Annotated in this window: 24 protein-coding genes; 17 read left to right on the top strand and 7 right to left on the bottom strand. The window is 60.2% G+C overall.

Annotated elements, in window-relative coordinates; translation table 11 throughout:
• Positions 1-59: 59 nt before the first annotated feature.
• The 3 genes from DES53_RS25475 to DES53_RS25465 all read left to right on the top strand — a co-directional run bounded on the left by DES53_RS25475 (position 60) and on the right by DES53_RS25465 (position 2,346).
• Positions 60-668, top strand: a complete 609-nt coding sequence (locus DES53_RS25475; RefSeq protein WP_113961163.1) for a TetR/AcrR family transcriptional regulator — start codon at positions 60-62, stop codon at positions 666-668.
• On the top strand, positions 631-867 hold the full coding sequence (locus tag DES53_RS25470) for an acyl carrier protein (RefSeq protein WP_113961162.1): 237 nt from the start codon (positions 631-633) through the stop codon (positions 865-867). The genes DES53_RS25475 and DES53_RS25470 overlap by 38 nt, the downstream gene beginning before the upstream one ends.
• A gap of 234 nt (positions 868-1,101) precedes the next feature.
• Positions 1,102-2,346 carry a 2-oxo acid dehydrogenase subunit E2 gene (locus DES53_RS25465; RefSeq protein WP_113961161.1) on the top strand — a complete coding sequence of 415 codons (1,245 nt, stop codon included), beginning with the start codon at positions 1,102-1,104 and terminating at the stop codon, positions 2,344-2,346.
• Positions 2,347-2,479: 133 nt separating this feature from the next.
• Here DES53_RS25465 and DES53_RS25460 read toward each other — a convergent pair whose 3' ends face one another.
• Positions 2,480-2,983 carry a hypothetical protein gene (locus tag DES53_RS25460; RefSeq protein ID WP_113961160.1) on the bottom strand — a complete coding sequence of 168 codons (504 nt, stop codon included), beginning with the start codon at positions 2,981-2,983 and terminating at the stop codon, positions 2,480-2,482.
• A 150-nt stretch (positions 2,984-3,133) separates the two neighbouring features.
• On the opposite strand from DES53_RS25460, the gene DES53_RS25455 reads away from it, so the two are divergent.
• From DES53_RS25455 to DES53_RS25430, 6 genes are all read left to right on the top strand, one after another.
• Complete coding sequence (locus DES53_RS25455) at positions 3,134-4,087, top strand: D-2-hydroxyacid dehydrogenase (RefSeq protein WP_113961159.1); 954 nt, start codon at positions 3,134-3,136, stop codon at positions 4,085-4,087.
• A gap of 85 nt (positions 4,088-4,172) precedes the next feature.
• Positions 4,173-4,487: a hypothetical protein gene (locus tag DES53_RS25450; protein WP_113961158.1), complete on the top strand. Its 315-nt coding sequence runs from the start codon at positions 4,173-4,175 to the stop codon at positions 4,485-4,487.
• A gap of 9 nt (positions 4,488-4,496) precedes the next feature.
• Positions 4,497-4,751 (top strand): hypothetical protein, encoded by a 255-nt coding sequence (locus DES53_RS25445; protein ID WP_113961157.1) that lies wholly within the window; start codon positions 4,497-4,499, stop codon positions 4,749-4,751.
• A gap of 137 nt (positions 4,752-4,888) precedes the next feature.
• Positions 4,889-6,409 (top strand): SMP-30/gluconolactonase/LRE family protein, encoded by a 1,521-nt coding sequence (locus DES53_RS25440; protein WP_113961156.1) that lies wholly within the window; start codon positions 4,889-4,891, stop codon positions 6,407-6,409.
• Positions 6,410-6,466: 57 nt separating this feature from the next.
• Entirely contained in the window at positions 6,467-7,552 is a 1,086-nt protein-coding gene (locus tag DES53_RS25435; protein ID WP_147263612.1) for a DUF418 domain-containing protein, read from the top strand.
• Between the two features lie 95 nt (positions 7,553-7,647).
• Positions 7,648-8,919 (top strand): PQQ-binding-like beta-propeller repeat protein, encoded by a 1,272-nt coding sequence (locus DES53_RS25430; RefSeq protein WP_170157398.1) that lies wholly within the window; start codon positions 7,648-7,650, stop codon positions 8,917-8,919.
• 208 nt (positions 8,920-9,127) lie between these two features.
• Here the strand turns inward: DES53_RS25430 and rpmF are convergent, their stop codons facing one another.
• The 3 genes from rpmF to coaD are packed head-to-tail and all read right to left on the bottom strand — an operon-like array spanning position 9,128 to position 10,346.
• Positions 9,128-9,313, bottom strand: a complete 186-nt coding sequence (gene rpmF / locus DES53_RS25425) for a 50S ribosomal protein L32 (RefSeq protein WP_113961153.1) — start codon at positions 9,311-9,313, stop codon at positions 9,128-9,130.
• A gap of 3 nt (positions 9,314-9,316) precedes the next feature.
• A complete protein-coding gene (locus DES53_RS25420) occupies positions 9,317-9,808 on the bottom strand; it encodes a YceD family protein (RefSeq protein ID WP_170157397.1) in 492 nt (163 codons plus the stop codon).
• Between the two features lie 55 nt (positions 9,809-9,863).
• Positions 9,864-10,346, bottom strand: a complete 483-nt coding sequence (gene coaD / locus DES53_RS25415; protein WP_113961151.1) for a pantetheine-phosphate adenylyltransferase — start codon at positions 10,344-10,346, stop codon at positions 9,864-9,866.
• 402 nt (positions 10,347-10,748) lie between these two features.
• Between coaD and aat the strand changes: the two genes are divergently transcribed.
• The 3 genes from aat to DES53_RS25400 all read left to right on the top strand — a co-directional run bounded on the left by aat (position 10,749) and on the right by DES53_RS25400 (position 12,455).
• Entirely contained in the window at positions 10,749-11,327 is a 579-nt protein-coding gene (gene aat / locus DES53_RS25410; RefSeq protein ID WP_245958263.1) for a leucyl/phenylalanyl-tRNA--protein transferase, read from the top strand.
• Positions 11,328-11,338: 11 nt separating this feature from the next.
• Positions 11,339-11,971: a histidine phosphatase family protein gene (locus DES53_RS25405; protein WP_113961150.1), complete on the top strand. Its 633-nt coding sequence runs from the start codon at positions 11,339-11,341 to the stop codon at positions 11,969-11,971.
• A 112-nt stretch (positions 11,972-12,083) separates the two neighbouring features.
• Positions 12,084-12,455 carry a nuclear transport factor 2 family protein gene (locus tag DES53_RS25400; protein ID WP_113961149.1) on the top strand — a complete coding sequence of 124 codons (372 nt, stop codon included), beginning with the start codon at positions 12,084-12,086 and terminating at the stop codon, positions 12,453-12,455.
• A 293-nt stretch (positions 12,456-12,748) separates the two neighbouring features.
• Here DES53_RS25400 and DES53_RS25395 read toward each other — a convergent pair whose 3' ends face one another.
• Positions 12,749-13,378 (bottom strand): hypothetical protein, encoded by a 630-nt coding sequence (locus tag DES53_RS25395; RefSeq protein WP_113961148.1) that lies wholly within the window; start codon positions 13,376-13,378, stop codon positions 12,749-12,751.
• A complete protein-coding gene (locus DES53_RS25390) occupies positions 13,375-14,268 on the bottom strand; it encodes a ParA family protein (RefSeq protein ID WP_113961147.1) in 894 nt (297 codons plus the stop codon). The genes DES53_RS25395 and DES53_RS25390 overlap by 4 nt, the downstream gene beginning before the upstream one ends.
• A gap of 272 nt (positions 14,269-14,540) precedes the next feature.
• Between DES53_RS25390 and guaA the strand changes: the two genes are divergently transcribed.
• On the top strand, positions 14,541-16,064 hold the full coding sequence (gene guaA / locus DES53_RS25385) for a glutamine-hydrolyzing GMP synthase (RefSeq protein ID WP_113961146.1): 1,524 nt from the start codon (positions 14,541-14,543) through the stop codon (positions 16,062-16,064).
• Between the two features lie 437 nt (positions 16,065-16,501).
• Entirely contained in the window at positions 16,502-18,394 is a 1,893-nt protein-coding gene (locus tag DES53_RS25380) for a sialate O-acetylesterase (RefSeq protein WP_170157396.1), read from the top strand.
• A gap of 185 nt (positions 18,395-18,579) precedes the next feature.
• Here DES53_RS25380 and DES53_RS25375 read toward each other — a convergent pair whose 3' ends face one another.
• Entirely contained in the window at positions 18,580-19,635 is a 1,056-nt protein-coding gene (locus tag DES53_RS25375) for a glycosyltransferase family 39 protein (RefSeq protein WP_113961144.1), read from the bottom strand.
• 173 nt (positions 19,636-19,808) lie between these two features.
• Here DES53_RS25375 and DES53_RS25370 point away from each other — a divergent pair, with 173 nt between their 5' ends.
• From DES53_RS25370 to DES53_RS25360, 3 genes are all read left to right on the top strand, one after another.
• Positions 19,809-20,474, top strand: a complete 666-nt coding sequence (locus DES53_RS25370) for an outer membrane lipoprotein-sorting protein (protein WP_170157395.1) — start codon at positions 19,809-19,811, stop codon at positions 20,472-20,474.
• Positions 20,475-20,699: 225 nt separating this feature from the next.
• Positions 20,700-21,425, top strand: a complete 726-nt coding sequence (locus DES53_RS25365) for an outer membrane lipoprotein-sorting protein (RefSeq protein ID WP_170157394.1) — start codon at positions 20,700-20,702, stop codon at positions 21,423-21,425.
• A 49-nt stretch (positions 21,426-21,474) separates the two neighbouring features.
• A complete protein-coding gene (locus DES53_RS25360; protein WP_113961141.1) occupies positions 21,475-24,012 on the top strand; it encodes a bifunctional serine/threonine-protein kinase/formylglycine-generating enzyme family protein in 2,538 nt (845 codons plus the stop codon).
• Positions 24,013-24,102 lie beyond the last annotated feature (90 nt).

The raw sequence follows: 24,102 nt of genomic DNA, 5'->3' as shown, positions 1-24,102 counted from the left end.
ATCTGAACTTGAATTTTGACAAGTCTGTCTACTAGTCGATAGACTCCTCGTTTCCCGTCATGGCCCGTCCCAGAGACATTACCAAGAGCGAAATCATCGACGCCGCCCGCCGTCTTCTCCAGACACGCGGATGCAATGGGTTCAGCGTGCGCGATGTCAGTGACGAGGTGGGCATCAGCACCGCGAGCCTGCACTACCATTTCCCAACGAAGGGAAACCTGATTGCCGAGGTGCTTGGCCAAGATCGCGCGAAAATGAATGAGCGCATGGCGGCCATCGAGAGCGAGGCGGAGACTTTTGCCTTCCGCACGCAGTTGATGAATCACTACTTTTCCACGTCTTCCAAGGAGCCCGGCGCCATTGGTCCGGCCGTGGTGGCGGTGGTGGATCTGTTCACACTGCCGCCAGAGTGCCAGACGGAGGTGCAGCAATGGTTCCTCAATATGGAGGGATGGCTTACAAGATTTGCCATGCAGGCGCGGACCACGGGGGAGCTCCCCACAGATCGTCCCGTGGACACCCAGGTTTCCGAGGCCTGTGCTTCCTTGCTTGGTGCGATGCTCCTGCCGCGCGCACGTGATCATCTTTCTCCTTTGCAAGCTTCCGGTCCGCGTCTAGCGAACAAGCCTCATGGACACACTCGCCCGCCTGGAACAGGTCTTCCATAACATCTTCGAGGACGACAGCATCGTGCTGACCCGTGAAACGACTGCGCAGGACATCGAGGCGTGGGACTCTGTGCAGCACGTGACCCTCATGCTGGAGGTCGAGGCCGAGTTCAAGGTACGATTCTCCACCTCTGAAATGGCCTACCTGAAGAACGTGGGTGAGTTGGTGGACCTCATTGATAAGAAGGTGAAGAAGTAGGGGGTGTTGCGGTTCCTAGTTCTTGGTTGGTTCAGGGGGGTGCCTCATTCGTCGACCCCGCACCCGTAGGTCCGGGCCATCCAAACCACGAACCAAGGACCAAGAACCGGCGTTTCCCGTCCTTCTCCTCCGTGGTATAAGAGTGCGGCGACAAGGTGAGTCGCTCACTTCTCATCTTGCCCTCGCGCAGACGCTCGCCAGCTTGTCCCTGCTTCCTCCCTTCACCCTTTTCACATGCCATCCATTCCGATTCTCATGCCCCAGCTCGGCGAAAGCATTGCCGAGGCTACCATCGTGCGCGTGCTCATTGAGCCGGGTGCCAAGGTGGAGGCCGGGGAGGACATCTTTGAAGTGGAGACCAGCAAGGCGGTGATGACCGTGACGGCCCCGTGCTCCGGTGCCGTGGGGGAGGTCACCGCCACACCGCAAACCAGCTACGCTGTGGGCGCGACCCTGGGTGCCCTGCTCGTGAGCGAGGAAGATGCAAAGGCCATGGGGTTTGCCGATCAGCGCTCCATCACCGGACCCGTGACGCAGTCCAAGTCCGAAGGCGCCAATGGCTCCGACACTGCGAACGTGCACTTCGCCGTGGATGACCACAGCACGATTCACGAGCGGCAGCCGACCGTGGAGCCGGTGGTGGGTGGCCTTCCCGTGCCTGCCGGTGCGGCGGGTGCCACGTACATTTCCGCGCGCATGCGTGCCCGCATGAATGAGATGGGCCTGAATGCCGCTGACCTCTCCGCCGTGGCAGGCAGTGGGGCAGGGGGGCGCGTGACGGTGGAAGACTTTGAGCAATTCCTGCGTTCACTTGAGGCGCATCGCATGACAAAGGCCTCGCCCATGCGTATCGCCGTGGCGGACTCCATGCGCCGCAGCTGGACCCGCCCGCTTGCCACCGTGGGCATTTCCGTGGTGCTGGATCCGCTGCTGGTGCATCGTAAGAAGGCCAATCCCAAACCCGGCCCGGCCCTGTATGCCGTCCGTGCGCTCGCCCTGGCTCTTGCGGAAAACACGGCGGTGGCTGGCCGCCTCGTGGGGAATCGCATCGTGCACCCCAGCGCCATCGACATCGGATTCGCCGTGGAAGTGGACGATGGTGTGATGGTTCCTGTGTTGCGTGAGGTGGAGCAGAAACCACTCTCCGCCCTCGTGGCTCCCTACAACGAACTCGTGGAAAAGGCCCGCGTGCGTCGTCTCCCTGTCGATAGCAAACGCCCTGGCATCGCCACAGTGACGAACTTCGGCACCTTCGGCATCACCTGGGCCACACCCATCCCGCTGCCCGAGCAGAACCTCGTGCTCGGCCTTGGTGCCGGTAGCAAGGTGCCGCGCTGGAGTGATGAAGTGGGCACCTTCATCCCCGTGACGGAAGCTGCGCTCACCTTGAGCTTCGACCACCGCATCCTGGATGGTGGTGGCGCTGGACGTCTGCTCAATCGCGTGGCGGCGCTGCTGCAGACGCCGGAGAAGCTGTAGGGAGTTGATGGTCTATGGTTGAAAGTTGATGGCTTGAGGAGAACTGGGGTTTCGACGTTTGTGTGTCGGATTCTATGAGCCCTTCTTCGTCCAGCACCTCTCAGGCTATCAACCATCAACTCTAGACTATCGACTACTTGCCCGCCAGTTGCGGCAGCAAGCCCGCCTTGATAGCCTTTTCCGCGGCCGCATCCGGAGCGGCTTCCCACTTCTTCAGCGCGGCTTCGTTGTAGAAGTAGACCTTCACACCCTTGTACTCCACGGAGGGACTGTCGGGAGTGACGATGTTCTTGTCATTGATGGGGCAGAAGCGCTGTGGGAGCAGTTCCACCTTGTCGAGGCCGAGTTCTGCTTCCTTGCCTTTGAACTGTGGCAGCAGGCCAAGCTCCAGGCCTGCCTTGATGTAGTACTTCTCGTTTTTCTTCCAGAGCTTGTCGCACTTGCCGCAGCACAGGCCCACGGGCACGCCGCCGGATTGCACAATGTATTCTGCATCCACCTCGTCATCCGTCATGATGGGGCAGAGCTTGTTGGCCGGGTCCGCGGAGAAGGCGGGAATGGCAAAGCCAGTGAGAGCGATCACGCAGGCAAGGCGTGCGATCCATGAAGATGAGGTGCGCAGAGCGATAGTTTTCATGGACCGCGATGCTAGACACCGTGGCCGTGCCCGCAACTTCACCACTGCATTTTGGCAAGGTGGGGCCAGCCGCGTGCAAACGCGAAACATCCCTGCGGGGAATATGCAGAATCACTTGCCCTCCATTGCCCTCCACGCTCCCTTCTGCGCATGCGCCTCACCATCCTCGATGCTTTCACCGCCAACCCCGGCGATCTCTCCTGGGCCGGACTGGAATCCCTGGCCGACTGCACCTTTCATGACCGCACCGCGCCTGCTGAGGTGCTCGTGCGCGCGCAGGATGCCGAGCTGGTGATTACCAACAAGACCGTGCTCAGCGGCGACACCATCCGCTCCCTGCCGAAGCTCAAGTACATTGGCGTGCTCGCCACCGGCTACAATGTGGTGGACGTCGCCGCTGCGAAGGAGTGCGGTATCACAGTGACGAATGTGCCGGGCTACAGCACGCCTTCCGTTGCGCAGACTGTGTTCGCGCTGCTGCTGGAGCTCACGCATCGCGTGGGACACCATGCGCAGACCGTGCGCGATGGACGCTGGAGCCAGTGCCCGGATTTCTGCTACTGGGACGGGACCCTGGTGGAGCTCAGTGGGCGCACCCTCGGTATCTTGGGTTACGGCACCATCGGCGAAGGCGTGGCCAAGATTGCGCTCGCTCTCGGCATGAAGGTCATCGCGAATCGCCGCACCTGGAAAGAAGCTCCGATTGAAGGCGTGACTCCCGCATCCCAGGAAGAAGTGTTCGCGCAGTCGGATGTCCTCTCCCTTCACTGCCCGCTGACGGAAGATACGAAGCACATCATCAATGCGCAGAACATCGCGAAGATGAAACCCAGTGCCTTGCTCATCAACACCGCTCGCGGTCCACTGGTGAATGAAGCTGAGCTGGCTGTTGCATTGAATGAGGGGCGTCTCGCAGGGGCTGGTCTCGATGTCCTCTCCGCCGAGCCTCCGCCTGCGGATGATCCATTGCTCACCGCGAAGAATTGCTACATCACCCCGCACATCGCCTGGGCGAGCAAGGAAGCGCGTCAGAGGCTCATCAGTGTGGCGACGCAGAATGTGAAGGCGTTTCTGGATGGAAAACCGCAGAATGTGGTGGGGTAGTCGAATGTAGCTCGCGAGTCCCTTCGCGAGGGTTTCCTCTTTAGAAATCGACCCGCGAAGGGACGCGTGAAGTACATTTCTGTTCATGAATTCCCCTGTCACAACGACCATCTTCATCCTGGTCGCCATTGCAGTCGTCTTCCTGATCATACGGAGGCAAGAGGCAAGCGGACGAAGCATGCTGGATGCGTGGGCAAAGGACGAGGGGATTCTTCTTGTTTCAGCAAAGCGTTGCGGATTTTGGAGAGGCCCCTTTTGGCTCGCGGACCAAGGCAAGGCGGTATTTCGCATCGCCGTGACGGACAAAGAAAGCGGTACTCTCCGGCAGGGCTGGGCGTGCTGTGGGACGTTTATCACGTCAGGTATGGAGGTGAAGGTCGTCGTGAAGTGGGATTCTTGAATTTGGACTATGTTTGAATCCGGGCACGCTCGTGAACTGCTGAATCGCTGGGCGCAATCTCAGGAGCTCACGATCGAATCAGCAGATCTGCGTGTCTTCCTGCGCGGGCCATTCTTCTGGGCCACCGCGCAGCGAAGGGTGTTTCGCATCTCTGTCAAGGACGCGCACGGCGTGGCGAGGAGAGGCTGGGCGTGCTGCGGGTGGACCTTCGCATCCTGGAAGACCGGCATGGAGGAGAAGGTGGTCGTGGAGTGGGACTTCTGAACAAGCGCTGACTGCTCGTAAGTCGTGAATACGATGGAGTAGCACATCGCAAAGTCTGCGAAAAATACGCCGGGGTGGAAACACCCATCCATGAAGGGCGTTCTCTTTTCACGCAATCGCCGTCCTCTATCTCTCGCATGAACCTCCGCACCTGCCTCCTCGCATTCCTCCTCTCGCCCGCAGCCATCCACGCCGCCGATTTCGTTCCCCTCTTCGACGGCAAGACCCTCAACGGATGGAAACAACTCGGTGGCACCGCGAAGTATGAAATCGTGGACGAGGCCATCGTGGGCACCAGTGTGCCAGACACGCCGAACTCCTTCCTCTGCACCGAGAAGGACTACGGGAACTTCATTCTTGAGCTGGAGGTCATGGTCGACTCGCGGCTGAACAGTGGCATCCAGTTCCGCTCTGAGTCGAAGGCGGACTACCAGAATGGCCGCGTGCATGGGTTGCAGTTTGAACTCGACCCGAGTGATCGCGCATGGACCGGCGGTATCTATGAAGAAGGGCGGCGCGGTTGGCTGAACAATCTCGAAGCGAATGACCCCGCGCGCTACGCTTTCAAGCGCGACGCCTGGAATCGCGTGCGCATCGAGGCGAATGGTGACCATCTGCGCACCTTCCTGAATGGTGTGCCTGCCGGTGACCTGAAGGACAGCATGACGCCGAAGGGCTTCATCGCCCTGCAAGTGCATGGGGTGGGGAAGGAGACCACGCCCATGTCCGTAAAGTGGCGCAACATCCGCATCCTGGAGAACCCCAAGGCGGAGGACCTCACACGTGCAACCAAGGCACAGGATTCTCAAGCGGCGCCCGTGCCAGCGGATGCCAAGGTGGAACTCGTGCAGGGTGGCTTCAAATTCACCGAAGGGCCTGCACTCGCGATCGATGGCCGCATCTTCTTCACGGACATCCCGAACAACCGCATCCACATCTACGATCCTGCCTCCGGTCAGATTTCGGTGCATCGTGAGAATACCGGGGGCGCGAATGGGTTGATGTTTACACCCACCGGTGCGCTTCTCGCCTGCGAAGGCACGAACCGTCTTGTCACCCGTCAGGTTGGTACTGGCGAAGCGGTGGCAATCGCGAAGGAACATAACGGCGCCACCTTCAATGCGCCCAATGACCTCGACCTCGACGGCAAAGGCGGCATCTACTTCACTGACCCCAACTACCGCAAGGAAGCGCCGACGCAGGACAAGGAAGCGGTGTACTACATCGCCACCGGCAAGGGCAATGCTCAGGGCGGCAAGATCACCCGCGTGGTGGACGATTGCGTGAAGCCCAACGGCGTTATCGTCTCGCTCGACAAGAAGACCCTCTATGTCTGCGACAACGGCGCGAACAAAGTGCGTGCCTATGACATCGATCCCAAGACAGCCGCCTGCACCAACGGCCGCGACTTCGCGAAGATGGAAGAAGGCCAGGCTCGCGGTGGTGATGGCATGACCATCGATGAGCGCGGCAACCTGTATGTCACCGCTCAGAAGTTCATCTGGGTCTTCTCACCGGAAGGCAAGACGCTCGCGAAGATTGAAGTGCCGGAAGGTCCCGCCAATTGCGTCTTTGGCGCGAAAGGCACCCAGACCCTCTACATCACCGCCCGCACGGGCTTCTACAAGGTGAAGCTCGCGGTGGATGGGCGTAGGTAATCGTCACCAAGTCTTCCCTTTACGTGCCAGCCATTTCCTGTCTTGGATCTGGCTGGCATGAACGCGCAGGCAACTGCCACACGTCTCGAAGGCTTCGACCTCGCTCGCGGGTTTGCCATCTTCGGCATGACCCTGGTGCACTTCATCCTCGTGATGACGCAGCACACACCACCTGCCGAGTGGAGCACGCATCTTCTGGCGGTGCTTGATGGGCGCCCGGCGGCCATGTTCGTGATGCTCGCGGGCATGGGAGTCACGCTGATGGTGAGCAAAGCCGCCGCAGCCGGAGATGCCCCGGGCACTCTGGATCGCAGGCTGCGTCGGCGTGGCATCTTCCTGCTCCTCTGCGGTTTTCTGAATCTGGCCATTTGGCCCGGAGACATCCTGCGTGTCTACGGCGTGTCCCTTTTCCTTGCACCGTGGTTTGTCCGCCAGCGTTCGAGCCGTCTTCTGCTCTGTGTCGCAGGTTTCGTGATGGTGTTCATCGTGCTGCTGTGTACCATCGACTACGAGACCTACTGGGACTGGAGTACCATGACGTATCATCACCTGTGGACGGTGAAGGGACTTCTCCGCAGTCTGTTCTATGATGGCTTCCGGTCCGTGTTTCCGTGGACCGGATTACTGCTCCTCGGTGTGTGGCTGGGTCGGTGGGACTGGCGTGAGCGGTCGACCGCGTGGTGCGCCGTGAAGTGGGGACTCCTGGTGATGACTGGCTCATGGATCGTCTCCCATGTGATCCTCGATTGGTTCTCTGAGAATCCCCAGCCCGACCTCTCGCAAGAGGATGCGGTCGCTCTCTTCGGCCTCATCTCGATGCCCCCGCTGCCGCTGTTTCTTTTGAATGCGGGTGGGTTTGCGCTTCTTGCCATTGGGAGTTGTTGCCTTGCCGTGGCGCGCTGGCCAGGCAGCCGATTGCTGAAGGCGGTGTCGTCCGTGGGCCGCCTCGCTTTCACCTGGTATGTCGGGCATATCGTTCTCGGCTTGGGTGCGGTGGATGCGCTCGGTCTGACCAGCGTGTCACCCGTCTTGGCTCTCGCCACAGGGGTAGGCTTCCTGCTGCTGGCTTCGCTTAGCTCGGTCTGGCTCCTGCGTCGATTCCGCACGGGCCCGCTTGAGTGGATGCTCCGCCGTGTGGGTTAGAGGTTAGCCTGCATTTGCGGGTATATTTTGCCGAGGCGAAATAAATGGTGTGGTATCGCCCGTTGATTTCGGGAACCCTGCGCTCGTTCCTCTCCATGAAGCACTTTCTGTATCTTTTCCTCGGTTTTAGCGCTGTCTTCGCGCCCAGCCTGCACGCTGCGGACTGGCCCCAGTTCCGCGGACCTACCGGAAACGGCGTGGTGACAGACACGAATCTGCCCCTGAAGTGGAGCGAGAGCGACCTGCTCTGGAAGACCGAGCTGCCTGGTCCCGGCTCCTCCAGCCCCATCGTTGTCGGCGACCGAGTCTTCCTCACCAGCTACAGCGGCTACGGTACTGACGTGCGTGATCCAGGCGACCTCTCCAATCTCAAGCGCCACGCCATCTGCCTGAGCCGTCGCGACGGGAAAATCATGTGGCAGCACGAGGTGAAGTCACCGTACTCCGACAAGCCCTACCAGGGCCAGTACATCACCATGCACGGCTATGCCTCCAGCACGCCGGTGAGCGATGGCCAGGGCGTGTTCTTCTTCCTCGGCAATGCCGGTGTGCATGCTTTCACCGTGGACGGTCGCAAGGTGTGGGAAGTCAGTGTCGGAGAAAAGGCGCACGAGTGGGGGGTAGGTACCTCACCCATGCTGTACGGCGATCTCGTGATCGTGAATGCGGCTCATGAAAGCAATGCTCTCATTGCGCTCGACCGCCGCACCGGCAAAACCGTGTGGAGCGTGAGTGGCTTTCCTGCCTCATGGAACACGCCCACAATCATGAAGGTGGATGGGCATGATGAACTCGTGGTGAATGCCAGCGGCAAGCTGCGTGCTTTCAATCCCAAGACCGGCGAAGAACTGTGGTCCTGCCAGGCGATTCGCGCTGCGGAGTTGTGCCCCACGATCGTGGCGCATGATGGTGTGATCTACATCTCCGGTGGGCCGAACAGCCAGTCCATGGCCATTCGTGCTGGCGGGAAAGGGGATGTCACCGCCACGCACGTGCTGTGGAAACAGGCGAAGGGTTCCAACGTAGGCTCGCCGGTGTATCACAACGGCCACCTTTACATCGTGAATGACTCCCGCGGCATCGCCATCTGCATGGACGCGAAAACCGGCGACGTGGTCTACGAGCAACCCATGCCAACCAAGCGCGATCGCTGGTATGCCTCGCCGTTGCTGGTAGGAGATCGTCTCTACTATGTGGGACGTACTTCTGGTACCGTCGTGCTCGCTGCGAAGCCGCAGTTCGAAGTGCTGGCTACGAATGTGATTGCTGGAGACGACGCTGTTTCCAATGCGAGTCCTGCTGTAGCCGATGGCCAAGTCTTTCTGCGCTCGGATCGGTATGCGTACTGCATCGGGGCGAAGAAGTGATCGGTAAGGAGGTTAGGCGTCCCGCCTGACGGTGGATGTTAGACCTCTGGTCTGACTGTCATTCTGTATTCGAGTGAGATTGGTCAGGCCGGAGGCCCAACCACCGCTGTCAGGCGAGGACGCCTAACCTCCTGCCTGAGCAACAAAAAATCCCCGCAGCGCGTGGCACTGCAGGGATTTAAAAGGGATTGCGAGAAAGGGGAGCTGTTTAGGCTGCCGCTTCGATGGTCTCGACCTGGCGATCGCCGTAGTAGCCGCAGGACGGGCACACGATGTGGCCGGGCTTGGAGGTGCCGCAGGAGGAGCAGGACTGCAGTTTGGGAGCGCTCCAGCGCTTGGCGCCGCGGCGCATCTTCTGCTTGCTCTTGGATTTTCTGCGTTTCGGACAGGCCATGGTCTAGTTTTTCTTAAGGTTCGTAAGCTGGTCGAGGGCCTCCCACGTATTCTTGCCTGAGGCATCGGGAGCTTCGTCTCCGGAGGGTTCCGTGGGTGAGTCGAATCTGCCCTCTGCCGGACATTCGCGCGGTGTTACGTTGCCCGTCTCACAGCGCGGATAGGTCGGAAGGGCCAGCAGGATGTCCTCCCTTAGTAGGTTTGTCAAGTCTGGTGTACCATTTTCCATAGGAATCTGGTGGGCGAAATCGGTCTGCTCGATGCGGAGCTGGAAGGGCTCCAGGCACCGGCCGCAGTGCAGCTCAAAGGTGGCGCTGACCTCCCCGGTCACGAAGAGTTCGCCATCTTCGTCCTTGGACACGTGGAGATTGTACTCCAGCGGGGTCACCGGGCGTGCCTGGTCATTCTCCGCCAGGTCAAAGAAGCTGGGTGGCAGGCTGCCCTGGATGTCCAGGCCGTCGCCTGGCAGGGTATTCGGGTCAAATTGGAGGCTCATGGCAGGTAGGGTCGGGGATTCACAAGGGGCTCTGAGAGAGCGGGAAGGGGGCATTTCAGCCGAGCTTCTTGCGCAACGCCTTGGCCACACTTTCGGGCACAAAGGCGCTGATGTCTCCACCAAGTCTTGCTATTTCTTTTACGATCCGTGAGCTGATATAGGTCAATTCTTCACGGGGCGTGAGGAAAATCGTCTCCACCTGCGGGTCCAGCTTCCGGTTCATGAGCGCCATCTGGAACTCGAACTCGAAGTCGGAGATGGCCCGCAGACCGCGCACGACCGCGCAGGCCTGTTGTTCCTTGGCGAACTCTACAAGCAAACCCGAGAAAAGGGTCACGCGCACATTCTCCAGCCCCATCTCCTTCGCCGAGGCCTCAATCATGGCCACGCGTTCCTCCATGGTGAAGAGGCTGGCCTTCTGGTTGTCCCGCGCCACTGCGACCACAAGCTCGTCAAAAAGCCGTGCCGCCCGTGCCAGCACATCCAGATGACCATTGGTGATGGGATCAAAACTGCCGGGATAGATGCCTTTGCGCATGGGAACGGGTGATGGGCTGCTGGGGCCCCAGAGTAAAGAGCGCGGCAGGGGAGAGGAAAGGGAAATCTCAAGAAGGAGGTTGGGCCTTCCGGCCCGACAGTGGGCGTTAGGCCTTCTGGCCTGACAGCAACAGCTGTTCTGCGTCCTAACTCAATGCGCCGCACACCCGCAACCTAGTGAGGCCTTCATCTGTCGGGCCAGAAGGCCCAACGCCCACCGTCAGGGCAGAAGCCCTAACCTCCGAATCCCTTTGCGTTCTTTTGCGGCCATTCATGCAGTCCCCGCATCCCCCTGACTCCCATCTCATCACACATCCCCATCCAGAAAGTTGCGGGATCGACTCAACGCCACCATACTCCCAGACACCAAACACAGGTGTCCCTCTTCCCGTCCAATCCACACGTGTCCGCACTCGAACCCCGACTGCTGATCAGCGCCTACTGCAACGGCATTTTCCCCATGGGGATGGAAAATGGCCGGCTCTCGTGGTTCTCCCCAGATCCCCGGGGGGTGTTGCCCATCGATGAATTCCGGGTGCCGCGCAGTACGCGCACCGAGCTGGCCAAGCGGGAGCTTGAGGTCCGGGTGAATACCGCATTTTCCCTGGTCCTGCAGGGCTGTGCGCAGCGACGCGAGACCTGGATCACCCGTGAGATCATGCAGAGCTATGAGCTTCTGCACAAGCTGGGTTACGCCCACTCCGTGGAGACCTGGGAGGGGGATGAACTTATCGGCGGCCTGTACGGCGTGGCCATCGGCGGAGCGTACTTCGGCGAGTCCATGTTCAGCCGCCGCACCGGCGGGTCCAAGGCCTCCCTCATCTGGCTGATGGATCATCTCCAGCAGAAGGGCTTCATCCTTCACGACACCCAGTGGACTACGCCCCACCTCGCGATGTTTGGCGGACGGGAGATTCCGCGGGATGAATACCTCCGCCTGCTGGAGAAGGCTGTGGGGATGCAGGTGAGGTTTGTGGGGTAGTGGATTTGCGCATGGGTTTTGACGCTTTCTTCATCAGGCACGCGGAGAGCGCGGGGAATGCGGGTTTGGTTACACAGGATCCGGGGTCGATTCCGTTGACTGAACTGGGGCTGCAACAAGCGGAGGAATTCGGCAGGGCATTTCCTTTCAAGCCATCCGTGATCGCGGTGTCGCCGTTTCTCCGGGCACAGCAGACTGCGGCACCCTTGCTGCGTCGCTTTCCGCGGGTGGAGATAGTGACGCTGCCCATTCAGGAGTTCACGTATCTGGCGCCAGCGCAGTGGCGTGGCACCACGAACGAAGACCGGCGTCATGCGGTCGAGGCATTCTGGAGCCGTGGTCATTCCGACCATCGCGATGGAGAAGGGGCGGAGTCGTTCGCGGATTTCATGGAGCGCGTGGAGTTCACCTTGCGATGGCTTCAGAAGCGGCAGGCACAGCAGGCGGTGCTGGTATGCCATGAGTTTTTCATCCGCGCGGTGTTGTGGCGGTGCTTTTGCCCTTCACTGGAGCAGGCGATAGGCAGCATGCCGGCATTCCGGGCGTGGCAGCAATCGGCGAAGATTCCGAATGTGTCGACGACCCGGGTCACTCTGGGTTCTGATGGCCGGGTGGGGGTCACGTTGCCGTTTGGACTCACCTGACCCGCCGGAGCCCGGCGGACTACTTTCTGGGTTATGCAATTTCCCAAACCCCTCCTGACATAGGGCTGTCAGTGGGATGGGCGAGAATGCCTGCGAATCCACCTCGTGAGTCATGAAACCCAACCGGAATACCGCCATGATGCTCCTCTCTGCCCTCTCGCTCCTGCCGCTGCCCGCCGCCTATGTCCTGCACATGAACGCTCGGGAGTACGGGGCCTTCGCCGACCTCTTCGCTCCTGATGCTGTGGTGCACGACGAAGGTCATGAACACCACGGCCCTGCCGCCATCCGCGCATGGATCGAAGAAGCCCACCAAAAGTACCAGCCCATGTTCGAACCTAACAGCTACAAGGAAGAAGACAGCGGCTGCGTGTGCGTCATCACCGGCATGGTATCCGGGAACTTCGATGGCAGTCCCATCGAGCTGAAGCACCGGCTGACCATTCTAGATGGGAAGATAGTGGGGCTGAGGATTACGGTGTAGCGGAAGCTGAGTTGAAGATTCTGTGAGCGCGTGGCAAGCGCTTGCAGGATCCTGGTAGGGTGCTGCTGCGTCGGCACCCAAACTTCCGTGGGCGGAGGTGGTGTGGAACTGCGTGTTTTTACCTTGGGGGGCACGCAACACCATTCGCTCCGCACCTCCCCGAGCCCCACCTGATTAGGGTGCCGACGCAGCAGCACCCTACCGAAGGAGGCTGTCGCCTATTCTCCTTACCCAAGAGCTTTCTACTGGTGGATACGTTCGTTTGTTATTCTGAACCCTGCACCGGCTGCTGACTAGACCGGCACCGTATGCGCCGCCACCCGCTTCGCGGCAGTCAGCACGGCAGTCGCCAGTGCAGGCCTCTTCGCATCCTTCGCCACCGGCAGGCCCGCAGCCTGCGCCAGGCGCTTGAGATCTGCCTTGTCGCTGAAACGTTTTGCCAGCTCATACTCGCGCTGGTCATCATCCGCCAGCATGCCGAGGCGATGCAGTTCTAGCCGAAGCTTATCCGCCTCCTTGGAGGGCTTTTCCTTCGGGGCTTTCAGTTCGGAGATCACCTCCTGCGCCAGGTTCAGCGCTTTCTTCGCAGCGGTGCCTCCTTGCTTCTTCACTTCGGTGAGAAATGCGGCCCGCATCTTCGCGGCGGTCACGTCCTTGGGCGTTCTGGCGTCGAGGATCTCCTTGTAGAGCTTCTTCATCACCGACTCATCGAGCAATTTCTTGTCGGGTGATTCGAAGAGCTTGCCCAGATCCCGCAGCCCTGGAGCGAGTCCTTTTGCGGCATCTTCGGCAGAGCCCTCGAATTTCGCGAGCGCCTTGCCGAAGCCGGTCACAGCGGTGTTCCAGCTTTTGCCTTCCAACTCCGCGCCCTTTTCCTCCAGCAGCGCGGCAAGCTTGCGCAGTCGTGCAGTGAGATCGTTCATGGCAGGTTGGAGAAGTGGTCGTCGAAGGCCTTGGCGAGGTCGTGGTAGTCTGCCGCTCCGATGCTGTTGGGTGCAGTGAGGATGACCGGCTGATGCTGGTTCGTGGACTCCGCCACGTCCTTGCTCAGACGGATGGGGGGCTCCAGCAGGTCGGCCTTGGCATGTACGAGTCCCTGGGACTTCAGCAGGGAGAGCATGATGCGCAGGTCAGCGAGGCTCTTGTCGTGATCCTTCAATCCCGTGCGGTAGTGACTCACCAGCACCGCGGCGATGCTCGTCTTGTGACGGCTGGATTTCTGCCAGGAGTAAAGTTCGCTGATGTCATCCACCAGCTTCGCGAAAATCTGAAAACCGGAGAGCGAAAGGAAGTCCGGCAGGTAGGGGATGACGCAGTAGTCTGCCGCGTAGAGGGCATTCTTTGTCACCGAATAGGTGTTCGGCGGGCAGTCGAAGAGGATGTAATCATACCGCTCGTACTGTGGCTTCAGCGCCTTGGCCACGAATTCGTAGAACTTCGCGTGTTTGTTCTGCTGGAGCTGTTCTTCGACCTTGATGAGCTCCACTGCTGCTGGCAGCAGGTCCAGGTCTTTGATGAGCGGCACCGTAGCGCGCGGCATGCCCTTGAGCACCGCCTTCTCGAAGTCGAACTCCTTCGACTTCATGATGGCATCCCGGAAAAGCTGATAGGTCGAGTGCTCCCCATTTCCGATGTGCTCCTTCCACACGAGAGGCGGCATGAGCCAGAAGCTGGAGTTGCACTGGGCATCCAGATCCACAATAAGCACCCGCTTCCGCCGGTAGTAGGCGAGGCACGCGCCGATGTTCACGGTGGCCGCGGTCTTTCCCACGCCACCCTTGAAGTTGATGAAGGCAATCGCTTTCGCCGCCATGGTAGATTTGGCCCTTGGAACTCGGTGCGCCAAACCTGACGAAAAACCGGCACATTGGCAAGCACGGAAAAACTACGAGTCGCATCTGCGGCTAAGTCATCATTAAGTAGTTAAGGTGCCTTGGATTTTCGCGGGAGTCTTCTCCGGAGGGATGTCTCCAAGGACGCGCAGTCGCTCTTTTCCCGCAGTTGCCGCGCCCACCCCAGCCTACTCCCCCAAGATTCCGCTTTGACATGGCCCGAATCCGAACGAATGACTTTCGCCTTCCATCTATGACCACCGAAGGCGAAGTCGCAGTACTTGATTACGGCTCCCAGTACAGCCAGCTGATTGTGCGCCGTGTGCGCGAGCTGGGTTTTGTGTCCCACCTCTACGCTCCTGAGAAGCTCGGCGAGCTGAAGGGCCCGGGTGCCATCATCCTGAGCGGTGGCCCCCGCAGCACCTCGGAGAAGGATGCGCCTGACGTTGATTTTGAGAAGCTTAAGGCATTTGGAGTGCCGGTTCTGGGCGTGTGCTACGGCATGCAGCTCCTGAACATCAAGCATGGTGGCACCGTGAAGCCCGGTGTGACGCGTGAGTACGGCCCCGCCCGCCTCATCACCGGTGAGCCCTGCACCCTTTTCCAAGGGCTGTCCCATGACTCCCAAATCTGGATGAGCCACAGCGATACCGTGCAGCACCTCCCGGAGGGCACCAAGGTCGTGGCCACCAACCAGGACAGCGTGCCGGTGGCCCTGCAGTGGGGCGAGGCGTGCTACGGCATCCAGTTCCACCCGGAAGTGACCCACTCCCACGAGGGCACGAAGATTCTGGAGAACTTCCTCAGCCTGGCCAAGGGCAAGCTGGCGAAGTTCAGCATCACGGATTTCAAGAACCAGATGCTCGAGCAGATCCGCAAGGAAGTGGCAGGACGCGAAGTGCTCTGCGGTGTTTCCGGTGGGGTGGACTCCACCGTGCTCGCCGTGCTCCTGCACAAGGCGGGCATCAAGCAGCGCTGCATCTTTGTGGATCACGGCCTGCTGCGCAAACATGAGCGCGAGGACGTGGTGGCCCAGTTCGCTGAGGTGGGCGTGCCCATCGAGGTGGTGGACGCCAGCGCACAGTTCCTCGGCGCGCTGAAGGGCGTGACCGACCCCGAGCAAAAGCGCAAGATCATCGGGAATCTCTTCCTGGATGTCTTCTTCGGCGCGGCGGATCACGTGGAACTGCTCGCGCAGGGCACACTGTATCCGGACGTGATCGAGAGCGCCACGAGCGGCTCCATCGCCTCCAAGATCAAGACGCACCACAACCGTGTGGACCGCGTGATGGAACTCAAGGAAGCCGGTCGTGTGATCGAGCCTCTGGCAGAACTCTTCAAGGACGAAGTGCGTGCCCTCGGCGCTGAGCTGGGTATCCCGCACCGCGCCCTGTGGCGTCACCCGTTCCCCGGACCTGGCCTCGCTGTGCGCGTGCCGGGCGAGATCACGGAAGAGCGCCTCACCTCGACGCGCGAGGCCGATGCCATCTTCATGGAAGAGCTGCGCAAGTCCGGCTGGTATGAAAAGACCTGGCAGGCCTATGCCGCACTCCTCCCTGTGAAGACCGTGGGTGTGAAGGGTGACGAACGCAGCTACGAGCAGGCTATCTCCTTGCGCGCGGTCATCAGCGAAGATGCCATGACCGCCGACTGGGTGGAGCTTCCGTATCAGGTGCTGCGCAATACGAGCAATCGCATTCTCAACTCCGTGAAAGGTGTGAATCGCGTGCTGTATGATATCAGCACGAAGCCGCCGGCGAGCATTGAGTGGGAGTGAGTGAGAGTGGGCTATCTGGAGTGGCACATGCGCTTGAGGTAGTCCATGTGGAAGGACAATGCATAGGCTCAAGGAGTGGGAACGCCTCGTTCCCATTGGGCACTACTCCTTGTCGTGGTGCGTGCCGAGCATCCCATGTGTGTTGAACCTGGTGTCTCAGTGATTTCCGGTCATGGACCCTGTCGCCATGGGAACGAGGCGTTCCCACTCCTTGGGCCTATGCATTGTCCTGCTCGGCTCCAACACTGTAAGGCTCGCTTCACTGAAGAAGCCCGAGGTCGCGAAGAAAGCTATGGCGTGCCGCAGGAAAATCGTTTCTGATGCTCACCCCTATGGCGTGCAAAAATCTTTTTCCGGCCTTTTGCCTCACTCTCGCGTCTCTCGCAGTACCGCTCTCCGCTGAAATCACCCTCGCACCGCCCTTCCAAAATGGCGCCGTGATCCAACGCGACAAGCCCGCACCCGTGTGGGGTAGGGCGACTCCAGGCAAGGAAGTGACCATCGTCTTCGCTGGACAGACCAAGAAGACGACGGCCAAGTCCGATGGTCGCTGGCAGGTCACGCTGGATCCTCTTTCCGCCAGTGCTGAGGGCCGGGTCTTGAGCGCCACGGAAGAAGGCCTCCCGGCAAAGCAAATCTCTGACATCCTCGTGGGTGAAGTGTGGTTGTGCAGCGGTCAGTCCAACATGGAGTGGACTGTCGCCAACACGACGCCGGGAAACAAGGCCGAAGCCGCGAAGGGCCCGGTACCCCTGCTACGCCTCTTCCAGATTCCCAAAGGCACCAGCAACAAGCGGCAGGAGACGGTGAATGCCCAGTGGGTGCATGCCACACCTGAGACGGCACAGTACTTTTCCGCAGTCGGCTTCTTCTTTGGCAAGATGCTTACGGAAGAATTGAAGGTGCCGGTGGGCGTCATCAACAGCTCCTGGGGTGGCTCACGCATCGAGCCGTGGTGGGCGGATGAAGGCCTGAAGGAAGTCGCGGAAACGGCAGATCTCTACAAGCAGCGAGTTGGCAGGCAGCCCGGCTTCCCCGAATACGATGCCCAGATGCCCAAATACATCGCCAGCGTCCGCGCCTGGACTGAAGCTGCCGACAAGGCCGCGAGTGCCGGGGCGCCCATTCCGGACATTCCCGCTGCGCCCGCAGTCCTGACTTCCGGTTTCCAGGGGGAGACTGGTCTGTATCAGTCCATGATACACCCTATGGTTCCCTTTGCCCTGCGCGGCTTCCTCTGGTATCAGGGTGAGTCAAACTCCGCCGAGGGCATGGCCTACACGGCGAAGCAGAACGCGCTCATCGCGGGCTGGCGCAAGCAGTTCAATGCTCCCGAGGCGCCATTCCTCCATGTGCAGATTGCTCCTTACTTCTATCACGAAGGGGCGGTGCACACCATTCCGCAGTTCTGGTGGGCGCAGCAGCAGATTCTGAAGACACCGCACACCGGCATGGCCGTGACGAATGACATTGGCAATCCCAAGGACATCCACCCTCAGGAGAAGATGGAAGTGGCGCGACGCCTGCTGCTGTGGGCCATGGCGGATGCGTATGGAAAGAAGAACGTCGTCGTCTCCGGTCCGCTGTATTCTGGCTTCAAGGTCACGGATCAGGGCGTCGTGATTTCCTTCACGCACACCGGCAGTGGACTCACCACGCGCGATGGCAAGGCTCCCAACTGGTTTGAGATTGCTGGAACGGATGGTCAATTCCAGCAAGCAGACGTGAAGATTTCCGACGACGGCAAAACCGTGATCGTCAGCAGCCCGAAGGTGGCGAAGCCGGACCGCGTGCGCTTTGCGTGGTCGCAGGTTGCCGAGCCGAACCTACGGAACAAAGAAGGCCTGCCCGCTGCCGCGTTTCACACGCATTGGCCGGTGGATCCAACGTTGGGAGAGAATGTCCTGCGCGGCAAGCCCTATACCTCCAGCCACAAGAACAACTACGGCTGGGACCCGGGTCTGACCGATGGCGTGTGGGGAAACAATGCACCCAACTGCTACGCCACCGACGCAGAGCCCACCTTCCCCAAGACGGTGACTGCAGACCTTGGTGCGGTGAAGGAAATCCAGGCTGTGGTGTATGGCGCGCCGAATGTTGGTTCTACGAAGACAGTCGCAGTGTCCATCAGTGAAGACGGCAAGACCTTCACCGAAGTGGGGCGCAACGACTTTGCACCGAAGAAGGATGGCCGCGCGGAAGCGCGATTTGCGCCCAAGAAAGCGCGGTACATCCGTGTCACCTTCGTGGCCCAACATTCGCAGCAGGATCAGTTCCCGGCGGACTTTGCGTTCCTGTCCGAGTTGGAAGCGTACGCGCCGATGAAGTGAACGGGGCTCTCGCGTGAGCACCACGTAGCTCGCGAGTCCCTTCGCGAGTGTTTACGGTGTGCGAAGGGCACGCGTCTCGAAGTCGTTCTCGAGACGTGAGGGGCCGGAGATTTAAGCGTAGACAACGGAGTTCGGGGATAGATTCCACCTGCCTCGCGAGCTACGTTGCCGCTTCGCGCTTCAGCTCACCACACTAGCCCCAGCACTCGCTGCAGTCCGCCACCCATGAGCCACAAGGATTGCAGCGCTGCCAGTGCAATCACCAGAGCACGCACCCAGCGCACCTTCTTCATCGGACCGGCATCGTAGTTGACGGACACATGGGCCAGCAGTGCGATGGAAGGTGCGAGCCATGCGCTCATGCCAGCGTAGGGCCAGGGGAAGCTCATCCAGCACAGGACATCCAGCAGTACCAGTGGCCACGCATAGGCTTGTAAGACAGACACCGCATATGTCATGGGCCGGGGAACAGCGCTTTTCACGAGTGCCCATCCACAGGCGGCCAGTAGCAGGGGAGAGAAGGCGATCAGCACGACCAGCAGCTTCTGCCACCAGGAGTCTGGTGCGTTCACCGGCAACTCTTCAAAGGCGGTCCACTCGTGCTTTCCATTCCACCACAGGAACCATCCCAGCATCAAACCGAGCGCAAGTGCCAGCACCGGCAGGACGGGCCATTTCATCAAGGCACGACGTCCTCGCGAAGTGATGAGAATGCTGATGACAGCGGCCACGGAGATCAGGCTCATCCGCCAGTCTGCCAGAAATACCACGGCGAAGGCCGCTGCCAGCAGCCACCAGTGCAGATGAAACTGGTAGTCACGATGCAGCGCCACCCGCACCGCCGCCATGACTCCCACGGAGAGGGCGATGCCCAGCGAGGTGTGCGTCATGGTGACCGCGGCGAGATTCACCACAGGTGTGATCTGAAACACCAGCAGCGCCCACGAAGCGGTGGTTGCATCAAAGAGTCCCCGCACCAGCATCCACAGAAGCCAGCCCGCGCCGAGCATGAGCAACGGCGCAAAGAACCGCACGCCGAAGCCACCTTCACCAAAGACGAACGTGCTCACTTTCACCAACCACGGCAGCAGCGGGCCGAGGCCCTCATACCACAGGTGACCCTCCTGTGCGTGCTGGAGCACCCGCTGCTCCAGTTCAGAAAGCGCGGTCTGGGGCAGGAGAAGAAACCGCGCCACCGTCAGCACCACCAGGGCAGGCAGGAGGAAACGTTGGCGGTGCATGGGTTCCGGAACAGACTGAAGGTGGTACTGGTGGACGGCGGGTGCCTGTTTGAGTAGATGTTCGTGGCCCACTGTCAAAAGCCGCGTCCATGAACTTTCACTTGTCTGCAAGAATGATGACCCGCTCCGTTCGCGCCCTGGCCCTCAGTTTTGCCACGTTGAGCGCACCATTCTTGCCTTTTGCTTCTGCTTCGGCCCAGGGCAGTACTCCAAAACCCACGGGCGATGGCATTCTGGAAATGGTGCGGATGAGCCAGGCTACCCAGGACCTGGACCAGCTCAAAGGGCAGCTCCGTACGAAAGGCGGCCTGACGCATCCTTTCACGCTGACCATGGCAGACAAGGTCATCCGCTTTGTCTTTCCCAGTCCGCCCAAAGAAACCATCAGCCTGGATCTCAAGGAAACGTCCTCCACGCTCACTCGTGTGAATGCCTCCGGAAAAGTGGAGATGCCTGCCGCACTCTACGCGCAGCCGGTGCTGGGCACGGCCATCAACTATGAGGACCTCGCCATGCGCTTCCTGTACTGGCCGAATGCGAAAGTGATGGATGAGAATGCGCTCCTCGCGGGCTTCAAGTGTTGGGTGGTTCGTGTGCAGAATCCCGATGGACGGGGTCCGTATCAGTGGGTGGATCTCTGGGTTTCCAAGAGCAATGGCGCGATGCTGAAGATGGAGGCTTGGGACAAATCGCCGAGGAAAGTGAAGCAATTCCTGGTGCGTAGCGGGCAGAGGTATCAGGGGGCATTTATCCTCAAACAGATGCGCGTGTATGCCTATGATCCGGCCACAGGGAAAGCGGGCGATCCCACGTATCTGGAAATCGATGATCCGGATTGATGGGCCATTCTGCCCTGCGTGACACGCGAGCCAGGTGTGTTCTGCGTTTCTTCGGGAGTGCCGGGGACGCAGCGCGGTGCATCCCACCAGACCTGGCGGGAGAAAACGTTGGCGGTGCGTGAGTTCCGGGCCAGACTGGTGGACGGAGCCTGCCTGTTTGAGTAGATGTCCGCCGCCTACTGTCAAAAGCCGCGCCTCATGAACTTTCACTTGTCCGCCAGATCCATGACCTCCTTTGCACGCACCTTCACCTCCGGCCTTGCCATGCTGGGCGCTGCGCTTTTCTCCCTGAGCCCGGCCTCTGGCCAGGAGGGAGCTCCAAAACCCACGGGTGACGGCATTTTGAAACTGGTGCGACTGAGCCAGGCCATCCAGGATCTGAATCAGCTCAAGGGCCAGCTCCGCGACAATGAATCAGGCATCAAAAATCCCTTCACCCTCACGATGTCGGACAATGTCATCCGGTTCGTCTTCACCGCGCCGCCGAAGGAGTCGATCAATCTGGACTTGAAGGAAAACTCCACCACGCTCACCCGGGTGAATGCCAACGGAAAGGTGGAGATGCCCGCCTCGCTCTATGGCGAACGCGTGCGTGGCAGCGCCATCAACTACGAGGACCTCTCCATGCGCTTCCTCTACTGGCCGAATGCGAAGCTGATGGATGAGAGTGCCAAGGTCCTCATGCAGAAGTGCTGGCTGGTACGAGCTCAGAATCCGGACAATCGCGGTCCGTACGGATGGGTGGACCTGTGGATCGACCAGAAGAGCGGCGCCATGCTGAAGATGGAAGCCTGGGACCGCTCCGCGAAGAAGGTGAAGCAGTTCGTGGTACGCAAGGGGCAGAAGTACAAGGATGCCTACATTCTCAAGCAGATGCGCGTGCATTCTTTCGATCCCAGTACAGGAAAAGAGGTCGGTGTGACGTACATGGAAATAGATGACCCGAATTGAGCGTCCAACGCAGCCGGGTTAGTCTTGGGACGTTCCGCTCTTTCTCTACGTGAATCCACCCACCTCCAGCGACCGCACGCGGCCTCGCATCCATGACCATGAGACCCTTCGTCTCATTGGTCGCGGAGCCTATGGTGAGGTGTGGCTGGCTCGCAGTGTCACCGGAGCCCTGCGTGCGGTGAAGGTGGTGTGGCGTGCGGACTATGACTATCCTGAGGCCTTCGAGCGCGAGTTTGAGGCGCTGAAGCGTTATGAGCCTGTCTCCCGCCGCCATCCCGGTCTTGTGCCCGTGCTGCAGGTGGGCCGCAATGATGAGGAGGGTTTCTACTACTACATCATGGAGCTGGCGGATGATGTGGACACTGGTCGTGACATTGATGCGGAGAAGTACAAGCCGCTGACCCTCATGGGCCGCATGCGCAAGCAGGGTCGCCTGCGCGCAGAGGAGTGCATCCGCCATGGCATCAACGTGGCCGAGGCGCTGCATTTCATGCATGAGAACGGGCTCATCCACCGGGATGTGAAGCCCTCCAACTTGGTCTTTATTGACGGCACCTGCCGTCTCGCGGACATCGGCCTCGTGGCCCTGCTGGGGCAGCGCAGCTTTGTGGGTACGGAAGGTTTCGTGGCTCCTGAGGGGCCGGGCACTCCGCAGTCAGACATCTTTTCCCTGGGCATGGTGCTCTATGAGGCCAGCACCGGAAAGGACAGGCTCGACTTCCCTGACCTGCCCTCGGCGGCGGAGTCCGGCGAGGGCATCCAGCTTTGGCGCCGACTTCATAGTGCCATCTGCCGTGCCTGCGCCCCCAAAGCCCAGGAACGCTTCGAGAATGCGCAACAGATGGCGATGGCCCTGCGTGGGGATGCTCTTCCCATGCGCGCCAGCACCAGGCGAAAAGTCATGATGGCGCTGGTCATTGCCAGTGCGGCGGTGCTGGGGGCCATCTTCTGGAACAGCCAGAAGGAACAGGTGCAGGCCGCCCTTCACCGGACGGAGCCGACTCTGGTCATCCGCACCGAGCCACCGCATGCGGAAGTCTATTCAAATGGCCTGAAACTCGGTACCACGCCGCTCCCGCTGGATCCTGCCGAGGGAGTGCCGGCCATCTATCAGATCCGTCTGGCCGGATTCCGCATTCACGAGATCGAGCACATCGCCGACAAGAAGCGCCCGGCCACCTATGAAGTGAAGCTGGAACCTTCCAAGCTTCCGCAGCCCGGTGAGCGCTGGATAAACAGCCTGCAGATGACGTTCGTGCCGAAGCAAGGCGGCCACACGAGTGAACGGCCGGTGGAGATGAAGTACTTCGATGCCTTCCTGAAGGATACGGGACGTCCCTTTGAGGGGAGGGTGGTGCGCTACCAGATCCGGGGCACGAAGGATCCGGCCTACATCGTAGTGGTGCCATCGGGGGACGCGGAGGCGTTCCGCTACTGGCTCGCGGATCGTGATCGAGATGGTGGCTTCATGACGAACGAGCATCACTATGAACTCGAGACGTTGCCCTATATGGAAGCCGAGACGTCGGACGATACCGCGCTCGATGATCGTGCCGCAGATGAGCGGGCCGAGTCCGGCGACTGGCAGGCCTTTTTCCTGCGGGTGGCGCGCCAGGGATACGGCAGCGTGATTGTGCGCACCGACCCTGAGGGGGTGAAGGTCTTCCAGGGAGGTGAGCTGCTGGGCATCACACCGCTGGAGATTCCCCGTGCGAAGACGGGAGAGGTGGAGTTTGAGCTGCGTCAGGAAGGCTACACGGACCTCGTGTTGGACGGTGAGGTGACCGAGAATGAAATGCTCGAGCTGTATGCGGACATGGTGCAACGCCGCACGGTGGCATTTGGTAGAGAGTGGAGAAACTCCATGGGGGTGAAGTTCGTGCCGGTGGGGGAGGTGCTCATGGCCTCGACAGAAACCCGCCGTCGTGACTTTGCCGAGTATGCCAAGGCAACCAACGCCCGCCGTCCGCAGAATTATCCCGGCCAGATTCAGCAGAAGAGTGCGCAGTTTCCCGTGGTCGGTGTGGATCGTGATGAGGCACGCGCCTTTTGCGCATGGCTCACAAAGAAAGAGCGGGATATGAAGCTCATCCAGTCGACGGACACCTACCGTCTGCCCACGGACGAAGAATGGAGCCGCGCCGTGGGATTGCCACTGGAGCGAGGTAAGGACCCCGCCGAGCGCAACGGGCGCATCCGGGGCGTGTATCCGTGGGGCTACGAGTGGCCACCACCGCGTGGCACCGATAATTTCGCCGACAGCGCCGGCGCCCGCATGGGTGGACTCACCACCGTGATTCCTGGCTTCGATGATCGTTTCCCTGCGCTTGCCGCTGTGACCGCGCTTCCCGCCAGTAGCAAAGGTCTCATCGGTCTCGGTGGGAATGTGAGTGAATGGATCGATACCAATTTCGAATCCAACCCTGTGAACAAGGACATGCCTGCTGCCACGGTGCGCGGCGGAAGCTGGCGGAGTTCCAACCCTGATGAATTGCTCAGCTCGGCGCGGTTATCTCTGCCGCCGAATACTCGCAGGGATAACATTGGCTTCCGCATTGTGCTGTCGCGGAGTGAGGGAGGGAAGTAGTCAGTAGTCAGTAGTCAGTAGTCAGTAGTCAGTAGTCAGTAGTCAGTAGTCAGTAGTCAGTAGTCAGTAGTCAGTAGTCAGTAGTCAGTA

Source organism: Roseimicrobium gellanilyticum, assembly GCF_003315205.1.
Lineage (GTDB): Bacteria > Verrucomicrobiota > Verrucomicrobiia > Verrucomicrobiales > Verrucomicrobiaceae > Roseimicrobium > Roseimicrobium gellanilyticum.
The sequence above is the reverse complement of the archived record's forward strand: the minus strand, read 5'-3'. Positions and strand labels throughout refer to the sequence as shown.

Coding starts and splice junctions, on each gene's coding strand:
- DES53_RS25475 (WP_113961163.1), top strand. CDS start 60: ATGGCCCGTCCCAGAGACATTACCAAGAGCGAAATCATCGACGCCGCC.
- DES53_RS25470 (WP_113961162.1), top strand. CDS start 631: ATGGACACACTCGCCCGCCTGGAACAGGTCTTCCATAACATCTTCGAG.
- DES53_RS25465 (WP_113961161.1), top strand. CDS start 1,102: ATGCCATCCATTCCGATTCTCATGCCCCAGCTCGGCGAAAGCATTGCC.
- DES53_RS25460 (WP_113961160.1), bottom strand. CDS start 2,983: ATGAAAACTATCGCTCTGCGCACCTCATCTTCATGGATCGCACGCCTT.
- DES53_RS25455 (WP_113961159.1), top strand. CDS start 3,134: ATGCGCCTCACCATCCTCGATGCTTTCACCGCCAACCCCGGCGATCTC.
- DES53_RS25450 (WP_113961158.1), top strand. CDS start 4,173: ATGAATTCCCCTGTCACAACGACCATCTTCATCCTGGTCGCCATTGCA.
- DES53_RS25445 (WP_113961157.1), top strand. CDS start 4,497: ATGTTTGAATCCGGGCACGCTCGTGAACTGCTGAATCGCTGGGCGCAA.
- DES53_RS25440 (WP_113961156.1), top strand. CDS start 4,889: ATGAACCTCCGCACCTGCCTCCTCGCATTCCTCCTCTCGCCCGCAGCC.
- DES53_RS25435 (WP_147263612.1), top strand. CDS start 6,467: ATGAACGCGCAGGCAACTGCCACACGTCTCGAAGGCTTCGACCTCGCT.
- DES53_RS25430 (WP_170157398.1), top strand. CDS start 7,648: ATGAAGCACTTTCTGTATCTTTTCCTCGGTTTTAGCGCTGTCTTCGCG.
- rpmF (WP_113961153.1), bottom strand. CDS start 9,313: ATGGCCTGTCCGAAACGCAGAAAATCCAAGAGCAAGCAGAAGATGCGC.
- DES53_RS25420 (WP_170157397.1), bottom strand. CDS start 9,808: ATGAGCCTCCAATTTGACCCGAATACCCTGCCAGGCGACGGCCTGGAC.
- coaD (WP_113961151.1), bottom strand. CDS start 10,346: ATGCGCAAAGGCATCTATCCCGGCAGTTTTGATCCCATCACCAATGGT.
- DES53_RS25405 (WP_113961150.1), top strand. CDS start 11,339: ATGGGTTTTGACGCTTTCTTCATCAGGCACGCGGAGAGCGCGGGGAAT.
- DES53_RS25400 (WP_113961149.1), top strand. CDS start 12,084: ATGAAACCCAACCGGAATACCGCCATGATGCTCCTCTCTGCCCTCTCG.
- DES53_RS25395 (WP_113961148.1), bottom strand. CDS start 13,378: ATGAACGATCTCACTGCACGACTGCGCAAGCTTGCCGCGCTGCTGGAG.
- DES53_RS25390 (WP_113961147.1), bottom strand. CDS start 14,268: ATGGCGGCGAAAGCGATTGCCTTCATCAACTTCAAGGGTGGCGTGGGA.
- guaA (WP_113961146.1), top strand. CDS start 14,541: ATGACCACCGAAGGCGAAGTCGCAGTACTTGATTACGGCTCCCAGTAC.
- DES53_RS25375 (WP_113961144.1), bottom strand. CDS start 19,635: ATGCACCGCCAACGTTTCCTCCTGCCTGCCCTGGTGGTGCTGACGGTG.
- DES53_RS25365 (WP_170157394.1), top strand. CDS start 20,700: ATGACCTCCTTTGCACGCACCTTCACCTCCGGCCTTGCCATGCTGGGC.